This is a genomic window from Streptomyces sp. AMJ-169 (assembly GCF_055597585.1).
In genome coordinates this window covers 820,598-839,059 of sequence record NZ_JBVLTJ010000002.1, presented here as the reverse complement: position 1 = coordinate 839,059, position 18,462 = coordinate 820,598, and the positions used below count along the sequence as shown (strand labels likewise).

At 69.1% G+C, this 18,462-nt stretch carries 23 protein-coding genes and 1 tRNA gene; 20 read left to right on the top strand and 4 right to left on the bottom strand.

Going from position 1 to position 18,462, the window contains the following annotated elements; translation table 11 throughout:
• Nucleotides 1–127 precede the first annotated feature (127 nt).
• Together ACYUD3_RS08270 and ACYUD3_RS08265 are read right to left on the bottom strand one after the other, a co-directional pair.
• On the bottom strand, nucleotides 128–877 hold the full coding sequence (locus tag ACYUD3_RS08270; protein WP_470965960.1) for an SDR family NAD(P)-dependent oxidoreductase: 750 nt from the start codon (nucleotides 875–877) through the stop codon (nucleotides 128–130).
• Between the two features lie 13 nt (nucleotides 878–890).
• Complete coding sequence (locus tag ACYUD3_RS08265) at nucleotides 891–1,358, bottom strand: cupin domain-containing protein (protein ID WP_470965957.1); 468 nt, start codon at nucleotides 1,356–1,358, stop codon at nucleotides 891–893.
• 613 nt (nucleotides 1,359–1,971) lie between these two features.
• Between ACYUD3_RS08265 and ACYUD3_RS08260 the strand changes: the two genes are divergently transcribed.
• From ACYUD3_RS08260 to ACYUD3_RS08245, 4 genes are all read left to right on the top strand, one after another.
• Nucleotides 1,972–2,559 (top strand): HhH-GPD-type base excision DNA repair protein, encoded by a 588-nt coding sequence (locus ACYUD3_RS08260; RefSeq protein WP_470965954.1) that lies wholly within the window; start codon nucleotides 1,972–1,974, stop codon nucleotides 2,557–2,559.
• A gap of 1,516 nt (nucleotides 2,560–4,075) precedes the next feature.
• Nucleotides 4,076–4,228, top strand: a complete 153-nt coding sequence (locus ACYUD3_RS08255) for a hypothetical protein (RefSeq protein ID WP_470965951.1) — start codon at nucleotides 4,076–4,078, stop codon at nucleotides 4,226–4,228.
• A gap of 229 nt (nucleotides 4,229–4,457) precedes the next feature.
• Entirely contained in the window at nucleotides 4,458–4,754 is a 297-nt protein-coding gene (locus ACYUD3_RS08250; RefSeq protein ID WP_003999914.1) for a type II toxin-antitoxin system VapB family antitoxin, read from the top strand.
• 261 nt (nucleotides 4,755–5,015) lie between these two features.
• Nucleotides 5,016–5,633 (top strand): LytR C-terminal domain-containing protein, encoded by a 618-nt coding sequence (locus ACYUD3_RS08245; RefSeq protein ID WP_470966081.1) that lies wholly within the window; start codon nucleotides 5,016–5,018, stop codon nucleotides 5,631–5,633.
• A gap of 69 nt (nucleotides 5,634–5,702) precedes the next feature.
• On the opposite strand, the gene upp is transcribed toward ACYUD3_RS08245, so the two are convergent.
• Nucleotides 5,703–6,338, bottom strand: coding sequence for a uracil phosphoribosyltransferase (gene upp, locus ACYUD3_RS08240; RefSeq protein WP_470965950.1), 636 nt, complete (start codon nucleotides 6,336–6,338; stop codon nucleotides 5,703–5,705).
• 142 nt (nucleotides 6,339–6,480) lie between these two features.
• Here upp and ACYUD3_RS08235 point away from each other — a divergent pair, with 142 nt between their 5' ends.
• The 14 genes from ACYUD3_RS08235 to ACYUD3_RS08170 all read left to right on the top strand — a co-directional run bounded on the left by ACYUD3_RS08235 (nucleotide 6,481) and on the right by ACYUD3_RS08170 (nucleotide 14,718).
• Nucleotides 6,481–6,654, top strand: coding sequence for a hypothetical protein (locus ACYUD3_RS08235; RefSeq protein ID WP_470965948.1), 174 nt, complete (start codon nucleotides 6,481–6,483; stop codon nucleotides 6,652–6,654).
• Nucleotides 6,655–6,993: 339 nt separating this feature from the next.
• Nucleotides 6,994–7,506: a tRNA adenosine deaminase-associated protein gene (locus tag ACYUD3_RS08230; RefSeq protein ID WP_470965945.1), complete on the top strand. Its 513-nt coding sequence runs from the start codon at nucleotides 6,994–6,996 to the stop codon at nucleotides 7,504–7,506.
• A 53-nt stretch (nucleotides 7,507–7,559) separates the two neighbouring features.
• Nucleotides 7,560–7,985 (top strand): tRNA adenosine(34) deaminase TadA, encoded by a 426-nt coding sequence (gene tadA, locus ACYUD3_RS08225; protein ID WP_470965943.1) that lies wholly within the window; start codon nucleotides 7,560–7,562, stop codon nucleotides 7,983–7,985.
• A gap of 54 nt (nucleotides 7,986–8,039) precedes the next feature.
• Nucleotides 8,040–8,124 (top strand) — tRNA-Ser (locus ACYUD3_RS08220).
• A 97-nt stretch (nucleotides 8,125–8,221) separates the two neighbouring features.
• A complete protein-coding gene (locus ACYUD3_RS08215; protein ID WP_470965940.1) occupies nucleotides 8,222–8,398 on the top strand; it encodes a hypothetical protein in 177 nt (58 codons plus the stop codon).
• A gap of 115 nt (nucleotides 8,399–8,513) precedes the next feature.
• Nucleotides 8,514–9,350 carry an RNA polymerase sigma factor SigF gene (locus tag ACYUD3_RS08210; RefSeq protein WP_470966078.1) on the top strand — a complete coding sequence of 279 codons (837 nt, stop codon included), beginning with the start codon at nucleotides 8,514–8,516 and terminating at the stop codon, nucleotides 9,348–9,350.
• 294 nt (nucleotides 9,351–9,644) lie between these two features.
• Nucleotides 9,645–10,541 (top strand): RNA polymerase sigma factor SigF, encoded by an 897-nt coding sequence (locus ACYUD3_RS08205; protein ID WP_470965938.1) that lies wholly within the window; start codon nucleotides 9,645–9,647, stop codon nucleotides 10,539–10,541.
• 300 nt (nucleotides 10,542–10,841) lie between these two features.
• Nucleotides 10,842–11,684, top strand: coding sequence for a helix-turn-helix domain-containing protein (locus ACYUD3_RS08200; RefSeq protein ID WP_470966075.1), 843 nt, complete (start codon nucleotides 10,842–10,844; stop codon nucleotides 11,682–11,684).
• Nucleotides 11,666–11,935: a DUF397 domain-containing protein gene (locus ACYUD3_RS08195; protein WP_470965936.1), complete on the top strand. Its 270-nt coding sequence runs from the start codon at nucleotides 11,666–11,668 to the stop codon at nucleotides 11,933–11,935. Before ACYUD3_RS08200 ends, ACYUD3_RS08195 begins: the two co-directional genes overlap by 19 nt.
• A 260-nt stretch (nucleotides 11,936–12,195) precedes the next feature.
• The gene (locus tag ACYUD3_RS08190; RefSeq protein ID WP_470965933.1) at nucleotides 12,196–12,384 is read left to right on the top strand and encodes a hypothetical protein; all 189 of its coding nucleotides are present in this window, start codon (nucleotides 12,196–12,198) and stop codon (nucleotides 12,382–12,384) included.
• Nucleotides 12,368–12,901, top strand: coding sequence for a DUF6879 family protein (locus ACYUD3_RS08185; protein WP_470965931.1), 534 nt, complete (start codon nucleotides 12,368–12,370; stop codon nucleotides 12,899–12,901). The genes ACYUD3_RS08190 and ACYUD3_RS08185 overlap by 17 nt, the downstream gene beginning before the upstream one ends.
• Nucleotides 12,882–13,715, top strand: a complete 834-nt coding sequence (locus tag ACYUD3_RS08180) for a helix-turn-helix domain-containing protein (RefSeq protein ID WP_470965929.1) — start codon at nucleotides 12,882–12,884, stop codon at nucleotides 13,713–13,715. Before ACYUD3_RS08185 ends, ACYUD3_RS08180 begins: the two co-directional genes overlap by 20 nt.
• A gap of 90 nt (nucleotides 13,716–13,805) precedes the next feature.
• Entirely contained in the window at nucleotides 13,806–14,039 is a 234-nt protein-coding gene (locus ACYUD3_RS08175) for a DUF397 domain-containing protein (protein WP_470965927.1), read from the top strand.
• Nucleotides 14,040–14,250: 211 nt separating this feature from the next.
• Nucleotides 14,251–14,718, top strand: coding sequence for a hypothetical protein (locus ACYUD3_RS08170; protein WP_470965924.1), 468 nt, complete (start codon nucleotides 14,251–14,253; stop codon nucleotides 14,716–14,718).
• A gap of 9 nt (nucleotides 14,719–14,727) precedes the next feature.
• Here the strand turns inward: ACYUD3_RS08170 and ACYUD3_RS08165 are convergent, their stop codons facing one another.
• On the bottom strand, nucleotides 14,728–14,937 hold the full coding sequence (locus ACYUD3_RS08165; RefSeq protein ID WP_470965922.1) for a hypothetical protein: 210 nt from the start codon (nucleotides 14,935–14,937) through the stop codon (nucleotides 14,728–14,730).
• A gap of 227 nt (nucleotides 14,938–15,164) precedes the next feature.
• Here ACYUD3_RS08165 and ACYUD3_RS08160 point away from each other — a divergent pair, with 227 nt between their 5' ends.
• Nucleotides 15,165–15,641, top strand: a complete 477-nt coding sequence (locus tag ACYUD3_RS08160) for a MarR family winged helix-turn-helix transcriptional regulator (RefSeq protein WP_470965920.1) — start codon at nucleotides 15,165–15,167, stop codon at nucleotides 15,639–15,641.
• A gap of 94 nt (nucleotides 15,642–15,735) precedes the next feature.
• Nucleotides 15,736–18,264: an MFS transporter gene (locus ACYUD3_RS08155; protein ID WP_470966073.1), complete on the top strand. Its 2,529-nt coding sequence runs from the start codon at nucleotides 15,736–15,738 to the stop codon at nucleotides 18,262–18,264.
• The last annotated feature ends 198 nt before the right edge of the window (nucleotides 18,265–18,462 follow it).

Sequence of the window (18,462 nt, the reverse complement as noted above, 5' to 3'; positions counted from 1 at the left end):
AGGTACGGCTCAGGGGGGCGGTGTGCTCATCGAGTCGGTGGCGGAAAAGGCCACCTCTCATAAAAGGGGCCGCTCCACCGGCAGCACCGCCCCTCACCAGAAGCGCCGCCTCTCAAAGGACCGCCCCTCACCACGTCGGTCTCGCCGTCGCCCCTCCGTCCACCACCACATCCTGTCCCGTCACCCACGACGCCAGCGAAGACGCCAGGAACACGCACGCGTCCCCCACGTCCTCCGGGCGCCCCAGCCTCCCCAGCGCCGTCGCCGTCCGCCAGCGCGCCACCCCCTCCGGCCACGCCTCCTCCAGGCCCTCGCTCTCGATCAGGCCGGGGGAGACCGAGTTGACCCGGACGCCCCAGGGACCGTACTCCTGGGCCGCCGATCTCGCGTGCATCAGGACGGCCGCTTTGGAGGCGGAGTAGTGGGCGTGGCCGGCGGCCGGGAAGTGGCCCTCCACCGAGGCGATGTGGGTGACCGAGCCGCCGCCGGTCTCCCTCATGGCCTCCGCCGCCGCCTGCGTACAGGCGAACACGCTGGTCACGTTGGACTCGATCACCTCCCGCCAGTCGTCCGCCTTCATCCCCGTCAGGGGCTGGACCGGCTGTACGCCCGCGCAGTTGACCAGCGCCGTCAGCCCGCCGGCCCGCTCCGCGGCCTCCCGTACCAGCCGCCGGCACTGCTCCTCCTCGCGCAGCTCCGCCCGCAGCACGACGGCCCCGCCCAGCTCCTCCGCCAGGGCCCGCACCTGCGGGCGCTCCTCGCGGCAGTGCAGCACGACCTTGGCGCCCTCCTCCCCGAACCTCCTCGCGATGCCCTGCCCCACGACGCCTCCCGCGCCCGTGACCAGCGCGATCTGCCCCTCCAGCAGTCCCTTCATGCCCACGCTCCCCTCATGGCCTGCACAGTTCCCTGATCCGCCCAGCCTCATTCGGGTAACGCTCCGTGAGCGACCCCAGTTCCCCGTGCTCGTACTCCTCCTGAGTGAATCCCGGCGCCATCGTGCAGCCGAAGAGCGTCCACTCCCCGAGGGACCTGCCGCCCATCCACGTGCCGGCCGGGACGGTCAGCTGCACCGACTGGCCGTCGAGGATCCGCGGGCCCAGGACAGCCGTCCGCGACGAGCCGTCCGGCGCCAGGAGGAGGAGTTCCAGTGGGGCGCCGAGGTAGTGGTGCCAGACCTCGTCTCTCGGGAGGCGGTGCAACGCCGAGTAGTCGCCTGCCCTGAGGAGCGCGACGATCGCCGTACCGGAGGGGGTCCCGTCGGGGAGCGGCGGGCCCGCCCAGGTCTGGGCGAAGAGGCCGCCCTCTCGGGGGATCGGTTCCAGGGAGTAGTGGGCGATGAGGTCGTCCGGGGTCATGCGGCGAGGCTAGTGCCCCGGGGATGCCGCGCGGTGACGGTCCTCTCGTCGCGGAGATCCGGCTCGCCGACGGCTCTTGCGCGGCTCGCACACGGAAGACGTACGCCCCAACAGCGCCCTGGGTCAGCCCTGTTGGCCCTCCCAGCTCCTCGCCGGCGCCAGCAGGACACGAACACCGGCGTCGCCCTCCCCGACGTCGCAGCGGGCGCCCATCTGGTCGGCGGCGGGGCGTACAGCTGGAAGAGGGCCGCCGGGGTGCCGTTCAGGTCGGCGAGGTGGGCGAGGTGGGCGTGGTGGGTGTCCGATGGGGGGCTCGCCGTGAGTTCCGGCCATGCTGGGCGGGCGCACCAGCGGGCGTACGGATCGAGGTGACCGTTCAAGGGACCGGGTTCGGGGTGTCTGAGCCGGCGGTGGCCCAGCTGTTCGTCGTCGGGGATCCTGCTTCGCTGTCCGGCGTCGACTCCCTGCTGTCCGCGATCGGGGCGGTGCCGGGGTCGTTGCATATGGCGACGGCGTCGTATCCGTGGGGCACTTGTGATGTGCGTACGGCTCGGGGGTTGGGGGCGGGGGTTCCCGAGGGGCGCTGGGTGGGGTTGGGCGGGATCATCTTTGTATGGACGTTTCCCTTCATCTCGCGCAGGACGCCGATGCCGATGAATTGCTGGGGCGGTCGGCGCTTGCCGCTCTGGTCGGGATGTTGCTTGATCAGCAGGTGCCTATGGAGTGGGCCTTCAAGGGGCCGCGTACGATCGCCGATCGGCTTGGGGTCGATGATCTCGATGCCGGGGAGATCGCCGTGCTCGATCCGGAGGGGTTTGCTGCGTTGCTTTCCGAGAAGCCTGCGGTGCATCGGTATCCCGGGGCCATGGCCAAGAGGGTTCAGCAGTTGTGTCAGTACCTTGTCGAGCATTATGAGGGGGATGCGGAAGGGGTTTGGCGGGGGGTTTCGAGTGGGGGTGAGTTGTTGAGGAGGCTGGAGGATCTGCCGGGGTTCGGGAAGCAGAAGGCGCAGATCTTTTTGGCGTTGTTGGGGAAGCAGGTGGGGGTACGGCCGGAGGGGTGGCGGGAGGCTGCCGGGGGTTATGGGGAGGCCAAGGTATTTCGGTCGGTGGCGGATATTACGGGGGTGGAGTCTTTGGGAAAGGTCCGGGCGTACAAACAGGAGAGGAAGGCGGCGGATCGGGCGGGGAAGGGGGGTTAGGAGGAGGAGGGTTCGGTTCAAGTCCGGCTGCGGGCGGCAGTGGGCTGATCGCGCAGTTCCCCGCGCCCCTTAGGTACGTCCGGCTCGCCCTTGTCTTCCTGCACCCCGCGCCCCTTAAGCCCCCCGCGCGCCCCTGAGTACGCCGACCTCGCCCCTGCCGCTTCAAGCGCCGGCGCCCCGCCCTGCGTACGTCCGCCCCGACGCCCCACGCCCGCCCAAACTGGTCGCACCCGCACGGCAAAGCCGCAACAGCACAGCCCCAAGCCCCTTAGCCACGTCCGCCTCAACCCCGTCACTTCGAACCCCCGCACTCCATCCCGCCTACGCCCCTCCCACCCGCGCCCTCAGCCCTGCCCCTCAATCCCAGCGCTCCACCCTTCGCACGGGCCAGTCGAATTCGGCCTCGCACCCACGCGGCGGAACCGCGAATCGACACCCGCCCACGCCCCTCAACCACCCCCGGCTCGCCCCCGAGTACGCCGGCCTCGACCCTGTCGCTTCAAGCGCGAACGCTCCGCCCTGCGTACGTCCGCCCCGACGCCCCGCGCCCGCCCAAGCCGGTCACGCCCTCGCGGTGGAGCCGCAAAACGACACAGCCCCGCAGCCCCCAAGTGCGTCGCCGTCGACCCTGCCTACGCCCACCTCGGCGCTGCCCCTCTTAACCCCGGCGCCCCGCGCCGCCATCCCCCGGTCCGGGTCGCGCCCTCGCGGCGCAGCCGCAGATCGGCACCGCCCCGCAGTCCTCAAATACGTCCAGCTCGCCCTTGTTCTCCCGCGCCCCGCGTTCTTGCCTACCCCCGCCTCAGCCCCTGCTCCCCCCAACCCCGGCGCCCCGCCCCGCCCTTGTTCTCCCGCGCCCCGCGCCCCTGCCCATCTCCGCCTCAGCCCTGTCGCTTCGAGCCCCCGCGCTCCCTCCGTCCCGGCTCGCCCCGCCCCCCTTAACCTCCTCCAGCTCGCCCCGTCCCCCTGCGCCCCGCGCCCCTCCGCCCGCCCCTCCCCCACCCCCCGTCATTAAGTAATACCGCCGCCCCCAATCCCTCCCCTTCGCTCCCCCTCCTCACCCCCGCGCTGCCCCGTACGGGTGGAATTCCTGCTGTACACGGCAAAGGGTCCGCGTGGCGTGGGCAAATGGGGGATGTGAGTGATGCACGCCGGTTTCTGGGTGGCCGTCAGTGGCTGCGGGTTGTGGTCGTCGTGCTTGCGTTGCTCGTGCCGGTGGAAATGTGTGCGGTGCCTTGTGCGGCTATGGCTGTCGAGAGCGTCGAGTATGACGTTGTCGATACGGGGTTGCGGCCGTCCTCCGTTTTTCCTGAGCGGGGCATCTATTTGGTGCTTCCCGTCTCCGGGGGGATTTCCGAGCCGCCTCCCCTTGCCTCGCCCGCCCTTGTCTCCGTTCCCAAGTCCTCCTCCGGTGCCCCTTACGGCATTCTCGCCGTGCGCTGTGTCGTCATGCGGTGCTGATGGTCGCCGTTCCGCGGAAACCATCTCGCTCGGCAAGGCAAGGAAGACAACAGGCATGGTCACAGATCCGTATGCGGTCCTGCGCGCCCTGTTGCGCGCGGAGGCGGCGCGTACCGCGCCCAAGAAGGCGGCGGCCGTGATGGTCGTCGAGAAGCGGACCGACACCGATATCGAGCAGCTCCCCCAGCGGGAGGAGCACAGCCGCTGAATCCGGTGAGTTCTTCCGCCGGGTCCAGGGCCACGTGAAGCAGGGGCGGCCCCTCTCCCCCTCTCGGGGGCCGCCCCACCCCGCCGGACCGACTCACCCCGCCCGCCGAACCGAGGCGACTATCAGCCACCCACCCCACCCCTTTCGGACGAATAAAAGATGTTATGTGCAGCGTCGCACTCCGTCGTCATGGCTGCGCCCGGAAGGTCTGGGCCGGTAGGCTTTCCGTGTGATCTTCAAGCGCATCGGAAACGGCCGGCCGTACCCCGACCACGGCCGGGAGAGCACCCGGCAGTGGGCGGACGTCGCACCGCGCCCGGTCCGCCTCGATCAGCTCGTGACGACCAAGGGGCAGCTCGACCTGGAGACCCTGCTCGCCGAGGACTCGACGTTCTACGGTGACCTCTTCGCGCACGTCGTGAAGTGGCAGGGCGATCTGTATCTGGAGGACGGGCTGCACCGCGCGGTGCGGGCGGCCCTCCAGCAGCGGCAGGTGCTGCACGCCCGCGTCCTTGAGCTGGACTGAGCTGGACTGAGCCGAACCGGCCCAAAGAACCCCGGCCCAAAGAACCCCGGCCCGCAAATCCCGGCCCGCAAGGAACCCGGCCCACCGGAACTCCCCGGGCCACCCGGACAACCCCGGGCCCGCTAAACCCTCTCCCCACCACCCCCGTTGACCCTTTCGGGTTCATTCCCGTAACGACCGACGGTGTCGGATGATCTGCTATTCGTCACGGCCCTCGGGGGGCACTACGCTGCGCCCATGAGCATGCTGACTCCCCCGGGCATGGGCGGCCAGTACCGCATCACAGGGGACAAGTACCCGCGGATGCGACGGCCCCGGCGGCGGGGGCGGATGGTGGGCGCGGTTCTCGTCTGCGGGGCCGTTCTCGGCGTCGCCGGGTGGGGGACCGTCCAGCTCATCGATGTCTTCACCGGGGGTGGGGGCAAGGCTTCCGCCGCCGCGGCCGGCAAGGCCAAGTGCGCGCCTACGACGGTTCCTTCGGCCGCGCCGGTCTCTCTTCCGCAGCCCGCGCAGATCACCGTCAACGTCTATAACGCGACCACCCGTAGCGGGCTCGCCAAGACGACGGCCGATGAACTCCGGAAGCGGGGGTTCAGAATCGGTCAAGTCGGTAACGCCAGTGCGGAGTTCGACAAGAAGGTCACCGGGGCCGGGATGGTGCTGGGGCCTGCGGCGGGGGTCAACTCGTCCATGCCGGTGCTGGGTTCGCAGTTGCCGGGGGCCGAGCGGAAGGCCGACGCGGCGCGTAAGGACGCTTCCGTCGATCTCATCATCGGGGATGCGTTCAAGGCCTTGGCCGCGCCTGCGGACGTTGCCAAGGCCATCACCGCTTTGGGGAGTACTGCGGCGGCAACTGGGGAGGGCGGCAAGGGGTGTTAGGCCGGGTGCGGGTGCGTTGTGGCTGGTCGCGCAGTTCCCCGCGCCCCTGAAAACCTACAAACCTCGCCCCTATTCAGCCGCTCCGTACAACCTGTCCCCCGCATCCCCCAACCCCGGCACGATGTACCCCTGCGCGTTCAAGTGGTCGTCCACCGCCGCCGTCACCACCGTCACCGGCGTCCCCGCCAGCTCCCGTTCCATGATCTCCACGCCCTCCGGCGCCGCCAGCAGCACGACCGCCGTCACGTCGTCCGCGCCCCGGCGGATCAGTTCGCGGATCGCCGCCACCAGCGTCCCGCCCGTCGCCAGCATCGGGTCGAGTACGTACACCTGCCGGCCGGAGAGGTCCTCGGGCATGCGGGTCGCGTAGGTCGACGCCTCCAGGGTCTGCTCGTTGCGGACCATCCCCATGAAACCGACCTCTGCCGTCGGCAGCAGGCGGACCATGCCGTCGAGCATGCCGAGGCCCGCCCGCAGGATCGGGACGACCAGGGGGCGCGGGTGGGAGAGCTTGACGCCGGTCGTCTCGGAGACCGGGGTGACGATGTCGACCTGCTCGGTACGGACGTCACGGGTCGCCTCGTAGGCGAGGAGGGTGACCAGTTCGTCGGCGAGGCGCCGGAAGGTCGCGGAGTCCGTGCGCTGGTCGCGCAGCGTGGTGAGCTTGTGGGCGACCAGAGGGTGGTCGACGACGTGAAGGCGCATGTCCACAACAGTAACCTCGCCCGCCGCGCCCCCTCATCCAGCGGCCCCGCCCCCTACCGAGGAACCCCGACAACCCTCCCCTGGCGTCAACCCGCCCCCCGGAGGGAAAGTGGAACCCACGGACCGACCCGGGGTGGTGCCCATGTCCGAGGACCCGACCGACGCCAAAGAGACCGACGCCGAGCGGCGCCGCCGCCGCGCCCTCTTCCTCCGCGACCTCGCCGAAGCCCGTGAGCTGCGCGATCGCGTACAGCCCCGCAGAGCCAAGGCCGCCCGTATGCGGCACGCGCTGCGGATGCGGACGTTCCGCTGGTGAGACCGGTGAGACACCGCACTCACGGACATTCCCGAACCCCCTGAGGCAAAGATCACCGGCATATCGCCCGCCCCCGCCGCGCCCCGTGCGCTGGGGCACGGCAAAGCCGCGTACGATCCGCTGATGGCAGAGTTGAGTCGCCGGTGAACTCGCGGTCAGCCGTTTGGCAATTCGCGATCAAAACCGCCGGACACAGGGGTCCGAAGACGTCCCCTGAACGCCTTGTTTCTGCCACGATTCCGAGTGGGTGGGGCTCGGAGCCCGCGCACCGACCCCGCCCTCAAACCTCCGCCGGGGGGACCTCCAACCGGCACACCTTTGACCAGTGGGAGAGTCACGGTGTACTTCGCCGCACTGCTCGCGCGCACCGAAGACGGGTGGGTAGCGAGCGACTCAGAGCTCGACGACGTGGAGACCCTGTCGGACCTGGCGGACCTGGCCCGCGAGGCGTCCGTGGACGACGACACGGTCCTCGTCTTCATCGAGCAGGAGGACTCGTGGTTCGGCATCGTCCGCGTGGACGGTGAGGAAGACCCGCGTGTCTATGTCTCCGACGCCTCCGCCGCCTCCCGCAGCTCGTACGGCGAGCTGCTGATCGCGGATCTCCTCGACCGGGACACCGGTGAGGACGAGGACCTGGACGCCCTCGACCTCGACGGCACCGAGGACGGCGAGGCCGACGACGATGACGACGCCTCCGGCGAAGCCGTTCCGCACGGCCCCGTCGGCGACGCGCGTCTGCTGGACGACCTCGGCTTCGGCGAGAAGGAGCTGAAGTCCCTCACGGAGGACGCCCTCGGCGAGATCGCCGACGTCCTCGGCGCCACCGAAGTCCTGGAAGCCGTCCGCTGACCCCCCGACCACCCGACGTCCCGGACCCGGTGCGTGATCCGTGGCGGTCCGCCATGCGGCTCGCGCTCGGCGAGGCGCGGCGGGCCGGCCCGGACGTCCCCGTGGGGGCGGTCGTGCTGGGTCCGGACGGTACGACGGTGCTGGCCGCCGCCCACAACGAGCGGGAGGCGACCGGCGATCCGACGGCGCACGCGGAAGTCCTCGCGCTGCGCCGGGCCGCCGCCTCCCTCAAGGAGTGGCGGCTCACCGACTGCACGCTCGTCGTGACCCTCGAGCCCTGCGTGATGTGCGCCGGCGCGCTCGTGCAGGCCCGGGTGGACCGGGTCGTCTACGGGGCGCGGGACGAGAAGGCGGGCGCTACCGGGTCCGTCTGGGATCTCGTGCGCGACCGGCGGCTCAACCATCGGCCCGAGGTCATCGAAGGGGTGCTCGCCGAGGAGTGCGCCGAGCTGCTGTCCGGCTTCTTCCGCGCCCGCTAAGAAGCCCTGATACCGATTACCAACCACCTCTCCGGGTGCTGTAAGGTCTCTCTCGGTAGCGTGTCCGAGCGGCCGAAGGAGCTCGCCTCGAAAGCGAGTGTGGCGCAAGTCACCGAGGGTTCAAATCCCTCCGCTACCGCTCACAGAAGGGCCTCACCTGACAAAGGTGGGGCCCTTCGAGTTTGTACGACTAAACTCACGCCCGTCCGACAGGGGTGGCACAAGGGGGAGGCGCGGTGGCGGTGAACGCCAAGAAGATCGCCGTCTACGTGGTCGTCGTGTTCGTGCTGTACGTGATCATCACGGATCCGGCGAAGGCCGCGAGCTATGTCCAGCTGGGGTTCGAGGGCATATCGAACGCGGCGAAGGCGGTCGGTGAGTTCTTCACCTGGCTCGCCAATGGGGCCAAATAACACCCCATTTGCCCCCACTCTCCTTCAACACGGCGTTATGCGGTGCTTGCACACAGTGGTGATGTCTTGTGATGCTATGACCGCTTTTGACGGATAGTTGACGACGGACGAAGAGGTGGCGTTGACCTTGTCGGCCAGTACTGCGCCACCCCAAGAAGAAGCCCCGGAGGAGCCCTCCCCCCGGAAGCAGCGCGCCATGGACACCCGGGCCCTCACGCAGGTCCTCTTCGGACAGCTCAAGCACCTGCGCCCCGGCACCCCGGAGCACCTGAGGGTGCGAACGGCGCTCATCGAGGCGAATCTCCCGCTCGTGCGCTACGCCGCGGCCCGCTTCCGCTCCCGCAACGAGCCGATGGAGGACGTCGTCCAGGTCGGCACGATCGGGCTCATCAACGCGATCGACCGGTTCGACCCGGACCGGGGGGTGCAGTTCCCGACCTTCGCGATGCCGACGGTCGTCGGGGAGATCAAACGGTACTTCCGTGACAACGTTCGCACGGTCCATGTCCCGCGCCGGCTGCACGAGTTGTGGGTCCAGGTGAACGGGGCGACCGAGGATCTGACCACCGCGTTCGGGCGCACGCCCACCACCGCCGAGATCGCCGAGCGGCTGCGGATCGGGGAGGACGAGGTGCTGTCCTGCATCGAGGCGGGACGGTCGTACCACGCGACGTCGCTCGAGGCCGCGCAGGAGGGGGACGGGCTGCCGGGGCTGCTCGACCGGCTCGGGTACGAGGACCCCGCGCTGGACGGGGTCGAGCACCGGGACCTGGTACGGCATCTGCTGGTGCAGCTGCCGGAGCGCGAGCAGCGCATCCTGCTGCTGCGGTACTACAGCAACCTCACGCAGTCGCAGATCAGCGCCGAGCTCGGGGTCTCCCAGATGCACGTCTCGCGGCTCTTGGCCCGATCCTTCCAGCGGCTGCGGTCCGCCAACCGCATCGAGGCGTAACGCTTCGCCACTCCTGAGGCCCCCGCGTACTCGTACGCGCGGCCGAATCGTCACCTCAGCGAGCGAATCGGTTCATCCGGCCGGAGCGGGCATACGGGCTGAAAAACTGTCACATCCCCTGTTTCCAGGGCCGTTTCATGAGCCAGATGTCGACATGTCACTACAGCGTGTTGCCGACATGTGACATTCTGCGGGAAGCGCGTTTGCCGGGGCCCCGCCTCCGGTATTCAGGTGAAGGCCGACGTTCCTCCCGGGGCGCCGACCGCGACCGTCCCGCGACCCAAAGGGGGTGGCATGTCCGCAGACCAGGGCAGCTCGAAGGTGCTCACGCTCGCGAAAAGCGAGTCCGCGCCGGCCGGGCCCGACCCGCTCGACGACGTCACGGCGTTCGAGACCGGCGCCGCACCGGCGCTGCCGGCCCCCACGCAGGCGATCGACACCCGCACCCTCTCCCGCTCCCTGTTCCTGCGGCTCGCCGCGCTCGACCAGGACAGTCCCGAGCGGATGTACGTCCGGGACACGCTCATCGAGCTGAACCTCCCGCTCGTGCGGTACGCCGCCGCGCGCTTCCGCTCGCGCAACGAGCCGATGGAGGACATCGTCCAGGTCGGAACGATCGGCCTCATCAAGGCCATTGACCGTTTCGACTGCGAACGCGGCGTGGAATTCCCGACGTTCGCGATGCCGACGGTCGTCGGCGAGATCAAGCGGTTCTTCCGCGACACGTCCTGGTCCGTCCGCGTCCCCCGGCGGCTCCAGGAGCTGCGGCTCGCGCTCACCAAGGCCAGCGACGAGCTGTCCCAGAAGCTCGACCGGTCGCCCACGGTCCCCGAACTCGCCGCCGTTCTAGGGGTGTCGGAGGAGGACGTCGTCGACGGGCTCGCCGTCGGCAACGCCTACACGGCCTCCTCGCTCGACTCCCCGACGCCCGAGGACGACGGCGGCGAGGGCTCGCTCGCCGACCGGCTCGGGTACGAGGACACCGCCCTCGAAGGGGTCGAGTACCGCGAGTCGCTGAAGCCGCTGCTCGCCAAACTCCCGCCCCGGGAACGGCGGATCATCATGCTGCGGTTCTTCGCGAACATGACGCAGTCGCAGATCGGGGAGGAGGTCGGGATCTCGCAGATGCATGTGTCCCGGCTGCTGACCCGGACGCTGTCGCAGCTGCGCGAGGGGCTCATCTCGGACTGACCCTTCTCGTAAGGGGCTTTCCCTTGGCGGGACTTGGCCGTCCCCGCACTCCAACTTGGGTGCGGGGGCGGTTTTTTGCTGTGGTGAGGTGGGGCCGGGCAGGAATTCAGGCATGGCGATATACCCGTTTCGCACCCTTTCTTCTGTTTGCCCAATCTCTATACAGATTGCGGTAGTTGTACTACTCTGCGTGTCGGTAGGTGCTACGAGGATGGCCTTGCGCCATACCTCTCCGCACCCGAAAGCAGGTCACACGCAATCGCGGGGTCAAAAACGCAACACGGAGGGCGGTGAGTGGAGATGCCGAAACGGAACCCGGTCACGGGGCTCAGCGACGAACCTCGGCGGAGGTACGCGCAAGAGGTCAGGCGCTACCGGGAGGAGATGGGGTTAACCATCTCGGAGGTGGCCCGGAGGACCGGCTGGGACAAGTCCAGCATCAGCCGGGTCGAGAGCGGGGCGAGCATCGGGAGCCCGGAGCTGGCCAGCGCGTTCGACACGTTCTATGACACCGGGAACATGTTCCTGACGTTGTGGGAGCTGGCGAACGGGGACGTCCGGCGCTTCAAGAAGAAGTACCAGCGGTACATGGCGCTGGAGGTGAAGGCGGTCAGCATGTGGCAGTACGCACCCAGCGCGATTCCTGGTCTGCTGCAAACTCCGGGGTACGCAACGGAGTTGATCGCGGCGGGCGGGATGAAGGGGGAGCCGCTGGCCATCGAGGTCGAGAACCGCCTGGCCCGACGCGAACGGCTGCTGCCGCCGGCGTCAGTGACCTTCCGGGCGGTCCTCTCCGAGGTCGTGCTGCGCACCGCGCTGAAGGACCCCGCCGAGTGGCGTGAACAGCTCCAACACCTGCTGGAGATGTCGGAGTTGAGCAACATCACCATCCACGTGCTCCCGATGTCCGCCGGGCTCCATGGGCTGCCGAACACCGACACCATGTTCCTGGAAGACGAGGTGGGGAAGGTGTGCGCCTGGGTTGAAACGGCATACAGCGGCGAGCTGTTCAAGGAAAGTTCTGACGTCCGACAGCTACAGCTCCGATACGATCGGGTACGGGATTTGGCCCTATCCCCGGACGTATCACGCCAGTTCATCAGGCAGCTGTTGGAGGAAACACAGTGCAAGCCATCGACTTGAGCAGCATCTCGTGGCGGAAGAGCAGCTACAGCAACCAGGATGGCGGCGCGTGCCTGGAAGTCTCCGACGACCTGCTGACGGGCGCCGCATGGTTCAAGAGCAGCTACAGCAACCCGGACGGCGGGAACTGCCTGGAAGTAGCCGCGAACATCCCCCAGTTGATCCCCGTCCGGGACAGCAAGGACCCCTCCCGCGGCACCCTCCTCTTCACCACCGACGCGTGGACGTCCTTCATCGGCGACGTCCGCTGACCACTCCTTGAAGCAAAGGCGTTGCCCGACCCTGAGGGGGCCGGCCAACGCCTTTGCTGTGTCCGGGGGGTTCCGGGAGGGGTTCCGGGGGGGCCGGGGGTGGGGCGTCAACTCGGTGATGTCCACGTCCGGTTGACCGGTCGGGTGATCGTCTACCCGACAACGCGAATATCGGCGTTCCGCCGTAGACGTGCCCGGACGGTCACCCTAGCGTCGTGATCGAGGGTGGGGAGCGGCTCCGCCTGGCTGAAGGGAGTCCGATGGCACGTAGTGGTCTGACCCGGCTCACCGGCAATGGCGGTGGCCCCGACTGCGACGACGACGATTGCCCCAACGTCTACCGGACGGCGAGCGGGTCCTTCGTGATCCAGGGAGCCGTGTCCCACGCCTTCGCGCCGCCGGTTCCCGGGGCCGTTCTCAAGGAGGCCGTCCGTGTTCTTGGACGGTGAGGAGTGGCGGCGCTTCTTCGACGGGTTCGGGCGGGAGGCGTGGCGCTTCGAGGCGCAGCCCACGTACACGATGCCCGGGGAGCAGGCGAGCTTCGCCCGCTTCCTGCGGGGCGAGGAGATGCCCGCGCAGCACAACGCGCGATGGCATGAGCGGGTGCGGGGATACATCGCGGGGGGCCGGAGCATCGGGCGGGTCCGGATCGTACGCGAGGCGCTGACCGACTATCAGCGATACCAATTCGCCTGGGGAATCCCCGGGAACATCCACGCCGGCGAAGACATCCGCGTACTGGACGTGACGCAGGACGACTACGGTCTGCCCCTCAGCGGCCAGGACTGGTGGATGTTCGACGAGAGCGCCGTGGTGCACCTGAATTACCGGCCGGACGGCACTCAGATCAACCGGGAGAAATTCGAGGGAGATCCTTCTCCTTACCGGGAATGGAAGCGGATCGCCCTGGAACACGCCGTGCCCTTCGAGGATTACGTGAAGGGTCTTGACGCTCGATCCAGCTGAGCTGGGCCGGTCCAAAGCCGACCTGGCGGAAACCCTCCGCGCACTGCGCAAGCGAGCCGGCCGTACTCAGGTCTGGCTCGCTCTGCGCTGCAATATTTCACAGACGAAGCTCAGCAATATCGAGACGGGACGGGTGACTCCGAGTCTTGTCGACACTCAGCTGATCCTCCGGGCTCTCGCCGCACCGCCGGAACTCGTGGCGGACATAACTGCCCTCGCCCGCCTGGCGAATACCGAGTGGCAGAGCACCCGGGCGTCGTGGCGCAGGGGCCTGGAGAAGCGGCAAGCCGAACTCGCCGGGCTGGAGGCCGAGGGCAGGGCGCTGCGCTACTTCCTGCCCGCGATGATCACCGGCCTGCTGGCCACACCCGAGTACGTCCGGGCCAGCCTCAGCCATTCCCCGGTCGACGTCTCGAAGACGGTGGCGAAGAAACTGGAACGCCAAGCGGTCCTTTACGACATCACGAAACGCTTCACTTTCCTCCTCACCGAACAGGCCGTCCGCTGGCCGGTGATCCCGCGCCCCGCACTCGCCGTACAGATCGACCGCCTCGTCTCGCTCTCCCATCTGCCCAATGTGCGTATCGGTGTGCTCCCCTTCGATATCGCGGCGGGCCGGGGTCCCATGAACACGTTCACCGTGTATGACCAGCGCCTGGCCACCGTCGAGACGTTCACCGGGAGAATCGTTTTCCAGGACGCCCGGGACATCGCCGAACACCTGGAATTATTCGCCCACTTCGAGCGGCAGGCGCTCTTCGGTGACGACGCTCGGGCGGCGCTGGGAAGGTGGGCGAATTCGTTCCGCTCGTGATCGTCTACCCCACAACACGAATAACGCTACAGCCGCCTTTCTCAGGGTCCGAGAATGATTCCGTCGTCGGACAAACAGAAAGGCACCGGCATGCTGGACGGAACTCAGCTGTACGCGCTCGACATCGACACCGCCGCGTTCTCCCGGGCGTGCGGCGGCAACACGCACCCGGACGGCGAGTCGTGCGTGACGCTCGCGCGGATCGGGGAGGACGCGTGGGCCCTGGGTGACAGCAAGCGGCCCGGGCAGGCGCCGCTGAGGTTCACCACCGCCGAGCTGGCCGCCGCCGGCATCGACCCGGCACGGTTCGGCCTCTCGGCCTGACAGGCGCATCCCGGCCGACAGCCGACTCCGGCCCGACGGCCGACTCCCGGCCGACAGCCGACTCCCGGCCGACAGCCGACTCCCGGCCGACGGCCGACTCCCGGCTGCCGGCCGACTCCGGCCCAACACCCCTTCCCCCGGCGGCCGGTCCCGTCGTACTGCTCGGCGGGCCGGTCGCCTTCCCTCCCACCCCCCTTGAACGGGACGGAAGTTGCACCACCACGGCTACCTGTGGACCGGTCCGAAGCGGCACTTCGACAACGAGGCTCTTCGGCGGCCCCCGCACCCCGACCCGCCCCTGCCGGGCGGCCCCGCCGGACAGAAACTCCTCGACCGCTACCGGGAAGTCGCCGCCGAGTTCCCCGTCACGGACCTGCCCCCGCTGCTGACGGCCCACTGGCTCGTCAAACCGGCGCGGCTGATCCGGGGGACGTGGCGCGAGCCGGGGGCGGCGGCCGACTGGCTGGGGCGTCAACTCGCCGAGTACGCCCCACACTTGGCGGCAGCCCCCCTCACCGCATCCGCCGCCGACCGGCTGACCCGCGGCGGGGACGTATCCCTGGGCTTCTACCTCGAACAGCCCGCCTATCTCTCGGTGGCGCTGGTGACGTGCTCCCCCAACCGCGCCGCTCCCGGGCTCAGTTGCCCGAGCGGGCGGCCGGGGACGCCGACTGCTTGAACGGCCCGGCTACTTGAACGCCAGCCAAGCCACCGCCGCCACGACGATCACCGCGGCGACCACGCCGAGGATCACGCCGATGCGCGGGCCGGAAGAGGGGGTCGCGGCGGCGGCCGCCTGGGGTGCAGCCTGGGGACCGCCTTCGTCGACGAACGCACGGAACATCTGGGTGCTGCCGGCGGGGTCGTAGTTGCCCTGCGGGCCCTGGGAGTTAGCCATGGGCTGGACCCTAGCGAAGAGGACGGGACTCGCCCAAGCGAGGGGGCCGTAGCCCCCGCCACTCTCACCAGCTCCCTCACCTCCCCCTCACCCCCGCCTGCACATTTACTTCCGCAATACTTGCCTTTGCCAAGTTTTTATGCGGCCCCTACCCCTCCTTATTTGCCTGTAGCAACCAACGGAATCTATGGTTGCCCAAAGCAACAACTTGGACCGCAGGAGGTGTGATGGCCGGGCAGGCGCAGTACGAGGAACTGATCCGTCAGTTCAGTGCCTTCGGGGCCGTGAAACGGGAGCTGGCCAGGGTCATGCCCGCCGGCTGCCCGAGCGGCTCGGGCGCCGTGCTCGCGATGCTGGGGCGCTACGGGGACATGCGGATGAGCCGGCTGGCGGAGCTGCTGGCCGTGGACATGTCGGTGACCAGCCGGCACGTCGCGCACGTCGTCGCCCGGGGCTGGATCGAACGCCGCCCCGACCCCACCGACAAGCGCTCCCGCATCCTGCGCCTCACCCCGGCCGGACAGCTCCAGGTCGACGAGCTGTTCTCGCGCACCACCCAGATGCTCGCCGCCCGGCTGAGCGACTGGGACGAGCGGGACATCGCCGAACTGACGCGGCTCATGGCCCAGTTGAGGGCCGGCTTCGACGACTGCCGGTCGTTACCGGCAGCTGCTGAGACACCCCGTACACCCGCGACCACCTAAGAGAAGGAAACCCATGGCAACGACCACACCGTCCGGTGTGCGGGCCGCCCAGCATGCGAGGCATGAGGGAGCCGCGCCCGGCGCCGACGCCCCGATGTCGCACCGGCAGATCATGGAGGCCATCTCCGGCCTGCTGCTCGGCATGTTCGTGGCGATCCTGTCCTCGACGATCGTCACCAACGCCCTCCCGCACATCATCAGCGACCTCGGCGGCGGCCAGTCCGCGTACACCTGGGTCGTCACCGCCGCGCTGCTGGCGATGACCGCGACCACCCCGCTGTGGGGCAAGCTCGCCGACCTCTACAGCAAGAAGGCCCTGGTCCAGATAGCCCTGGTCATCTACGTCGTCGCGTCGATGGCGGCCGGGCTCTCGCAGAACACCGGGATGCTCATCACTTTCCGCGTCTTCCAGGGCGTCGGCGTCGGCGGGCTCTCCGCGCTCGCCCAGATCGTCATGGCCGCGATGATCTCCCCGCGCGAGCGCGGCCGTTACTCCGGCTACCTCGGCGCGACGTTCGCAGTAGCGACGGTCGGCGGTCCGCTGCTCGGCGGTGTCATCACCGACACCTCGTGGCTGGGCTGGCGCTGGTGCTTCTACGTCGGCGTCCCGTTCGCCGTCATCGCCCTCGTCGTCCTCCAGAAGACCCTGCACCTGCCCGTCGTGAAGCGCGACGTCAAGGTCGACTGGGGCGGCGCGACCCTCATCGCCGGCGCCGTCTCCCTGCTGCTCATCTGGGTCACCTTCGCGGGTGATAAGTACGACTGGGTGTCGTGGCAGACGTACACGATGATCGGCGGGTCGGTCCTGCTCGGGCTGCTCTTCGTCCTCGTCGAGAGCAAGGCGAGCGAGCCGATCATCCCGCTGCGGCTCTTCCGCAACCCGACGATCACCCTCGCGTCCCTCGCCTCCCTCTTCGTCGGCGTCGCGATGTTCTCCGGGACCGTCTTCTTCAGCCAGTACTTCCAGCTGGCCCGCGACAAGTCGCCGACCATGTCCGGGGTCATGACGATCCCGATGATCGGCGGGCTCTTCATCTCCTCCACCGTCTCCGGCCAGTTCATCACCCGCACCGGCCGCTGGAAGGCGTGGCTGGTCAGCGGCGGCGTCCTGGTGACCGCCGGCCTCGGCCTGCTCGGCACCATGCGGTACGACACCCCCTACTGGAAGCTCTCGATCTTCATGGCCCTCATGGGGCTCGGGATCGGCATGATGATGCAGAACCTGGTGCTGTGCACGCAGAACCAGGTCGAGCCGGGGGACCTCGGGTCCGCCAGCTCCACGGTGACGTTCTTCCGGTCCCTCGGCGGGGCGATGGGCGTCTCCGCGCTGGGCTCGGTCATGGCGCACCGGATCACGCACTACGTCAAGGACGGGGTCGCCGCGCTCGACCCCAAGTCCCAGGCGGCGCTGGCCGGTTCGAGCTCGTCGAGCGACAGCATCCCGGATCTGGGGAAGATGCCGGCGCCCATCCGGACGCTGATGGAGAGCTCGTACGGGCATGCCATCGCGGATGTGTTCCTCATCGCCGGGGGGCTGGCGGCGGTCGCGTTCGTCATCACGTTGTTCATCAAGGAGGTTCCGTTGCGGACGCAGGGGGGGTTGGCGCAGGCGGCTGCGGCGAGTGGGGGGACGGCTCCTGCGGGTTCGGCGGGGGCTGTGGCTGAGGCTGTGGCTGTGGTTGAGGCTGAGGCTGAGGTAACTCCGGTTGCTGCGGCTGCCGTTGAGGCTTCTGTCGAGGAGCGGGTGCCGGCGCTGGTCGGGGCCGGCGCTGAGGAGGGCGGAGTGGAAGGGGCTCCCCAAGCTCAGCTCCAGGCCCAGCCCCAGCAGGCCTTCGCCTCCACCGGCGGGGACTCCGTGCCGAACGGCACCCCCGTCCACGGCCACGTCCGGGGCGCCGAGTCCGCTCCGGTCCCCTCCGCCGCCGTCACCCTGATCTCCCTGGCCGGACGGCAGTTGGGCCGCGCGGTCACGCAGGCGGACGGTGCCTACGTCCTCCACACGCCGGGTACGGGCTCGTACGTCCTCATCGCCTCCGCCGACGGCTACCAGCCGCAGGCCTCCACCGTCGTCGTGGGCGGCGAGGCCCTCGCCTACGACGTCCTGCTCAGCGGGACCAGCGGGCTCACCGGGGTCGTGCGGGCCGCCGCGGGCGGGGACGTCGTCAAGGACGCGATGGTCGTCGTGACCGACGTACGCGGCGATCTGCTCGCCACCGCCGTCACCGGGGAGCGCGGGGAGTTCGTGTTCGGGGAGCTGGTGCCTGGGGCGGTGACGGTCGCTGTCAACGCCGAGGGGTTCCGGCCGCGGGCGCTGCCCGTCGAGATCGGGGTAACCGGGGTCACTCGTACGGAAGTTGTGCTGGATGCCGGGGCTCGGTTGCAGGGGGTCGTACGGGCGCCGCATGGGCCGCTGGCGGATGCTCGGGTGACGTTGGTCGACGCGGCCGGGAATGTCGTGGGGAGTGCCACTACTGGGGTGGACGGGGCTTATGCCTTCTCCGATCTGGACAGTGGGGAGTACACGGTGATCGCTACCGGGTATCCGCCGGCGGCTTCCGCGTTGACGGTTGCCGGGGCTGGGGTTGACGGGCATGACGTTGAGTTGGGGCATCCCGGGGAGTGAGTGGGGGGGAGTGAGTGGGGGGGGAGTGAGTGGGGGGCGGTGAGCAGGGGCCCGTGGCGGGGTAGCCATCTTCCGCCGCGGGCTGCTGTGTTGGGGGGGCGGTTTGTTGGGGGGCGGCTGGTTGGAGGGGCTGGCTTGGTGGGGGGGCCGGCTTGTCGGAGGCCGGCTTGTCGGTGCGGGTGCCGTGTCGGTGGCGGT

Bases quoted from the DNA above. Each gene is read 5' to 3' on its own strand.
- ACYUD3_RS08270 (WP_470965960.1), bottom strand. From the start codon at position 877: ATGAAGGGACTGCTGGAGGGGCAGATCGCGCTGGTCACGGGCGCGGGA.
- ACYUD3_RS08155 (WP_470966073.1), top strand. From the start codon at position 15,736: ATGTCGCACCGGCAGATCATGGAGGCCATCTCCGGCCTGCTGCTCGGC.
- ACYUD3_RS08200 (WP_470966075.1), top strand. From the start codon at position 10,842: ATGCCGAAACGGAACCCGGTCACGGGGCTCAGCGACGAACCTCGGCGG.
- ACYUD3_RS08205 (WP_470965938.1), top strand. From the start codon at position 9,645: ATGTCCGCAGACCAGGGCAGCTCGAAGGTGCTCACGCTCGCGAAAAGC.
- ACYUD3_RS08255 (WP_470965951.1), top strand. From the start codon at position 4,076: ATGGTCACAGATCCGTATGCGGTCCTGCGCGCCCTGTTGCGCGCGGAG.
- upp (WP_470965950.1), bottom strand. From the start codon at position 6,338: ATGCGCCTTCACGTCGTCGACCACCCTCTGGTCGCCCACAAGCTCACC.
- ACYUD3_RS08245 (WP_470966081.1), top strand. From the start codon at position 5,016: ATGGGCGGCCAGTACCGCATCACAGGGGACAAGTACCCGCGGATGCGA.
- ACYUD3_RS08175 (WP_470965927.1), top strand. From the start codon at position 13,806: ATGCTGGACGGAACTCAGCTGTACGCGCTCGACATCGACACCGCCGCG.
- ACYUD3_RS08190 (WP_470965933.1), top strand. From the start codon at position 12,196: ATGGCACGTAGTGGTCTGACCCGGCTCACCGGCAATGGCGGTGGCCCC.
- ACYUD3_RS08260 (WP_470965954.1), top strand. From the start codon at position 1,972: ATGGACGTTTCCCTTCATCTCGCGCAGGACGCCGATGCCGATGAATTG.
- ACYUD3_RS08235 (WP_470965948.1), top strand. From the start codon at position 6,481: ATGTCCGAGGACCCGACCGACGCCAAAGAGACCGACGCCGAGCGGCGC.
- ACYUD3_RS08160 (WP_470965920.1), top strand. From the start codon at position 15,165: ATGGCCGGGCAGGCGCAGTACGAGGAACTGATCCGTCAGTTCAGTGCC.
- tadA (WP_470965943.1), top strand. From the start codon at position 7,560: ATGCGGCTCGCGCTCGGCGAGGCGCGGCGGGCCGGCCCGGACGTCCCC.
- ACYUD3_RS08165 (WP_470965922.1), bottom strand. From the start codon at position 14,937: ATGGCTAACTCCCAGGGCCCGCAGGGCAACTACGACCCCGCCGGCAGC.
- ACYUD3_RS08265 (WP_470965957.1), bottom strand. From the start codon at position 1,358: ATGACCCCGGACGACCTCATCGCCCACTACTCCCTGGAACCGATCCCC.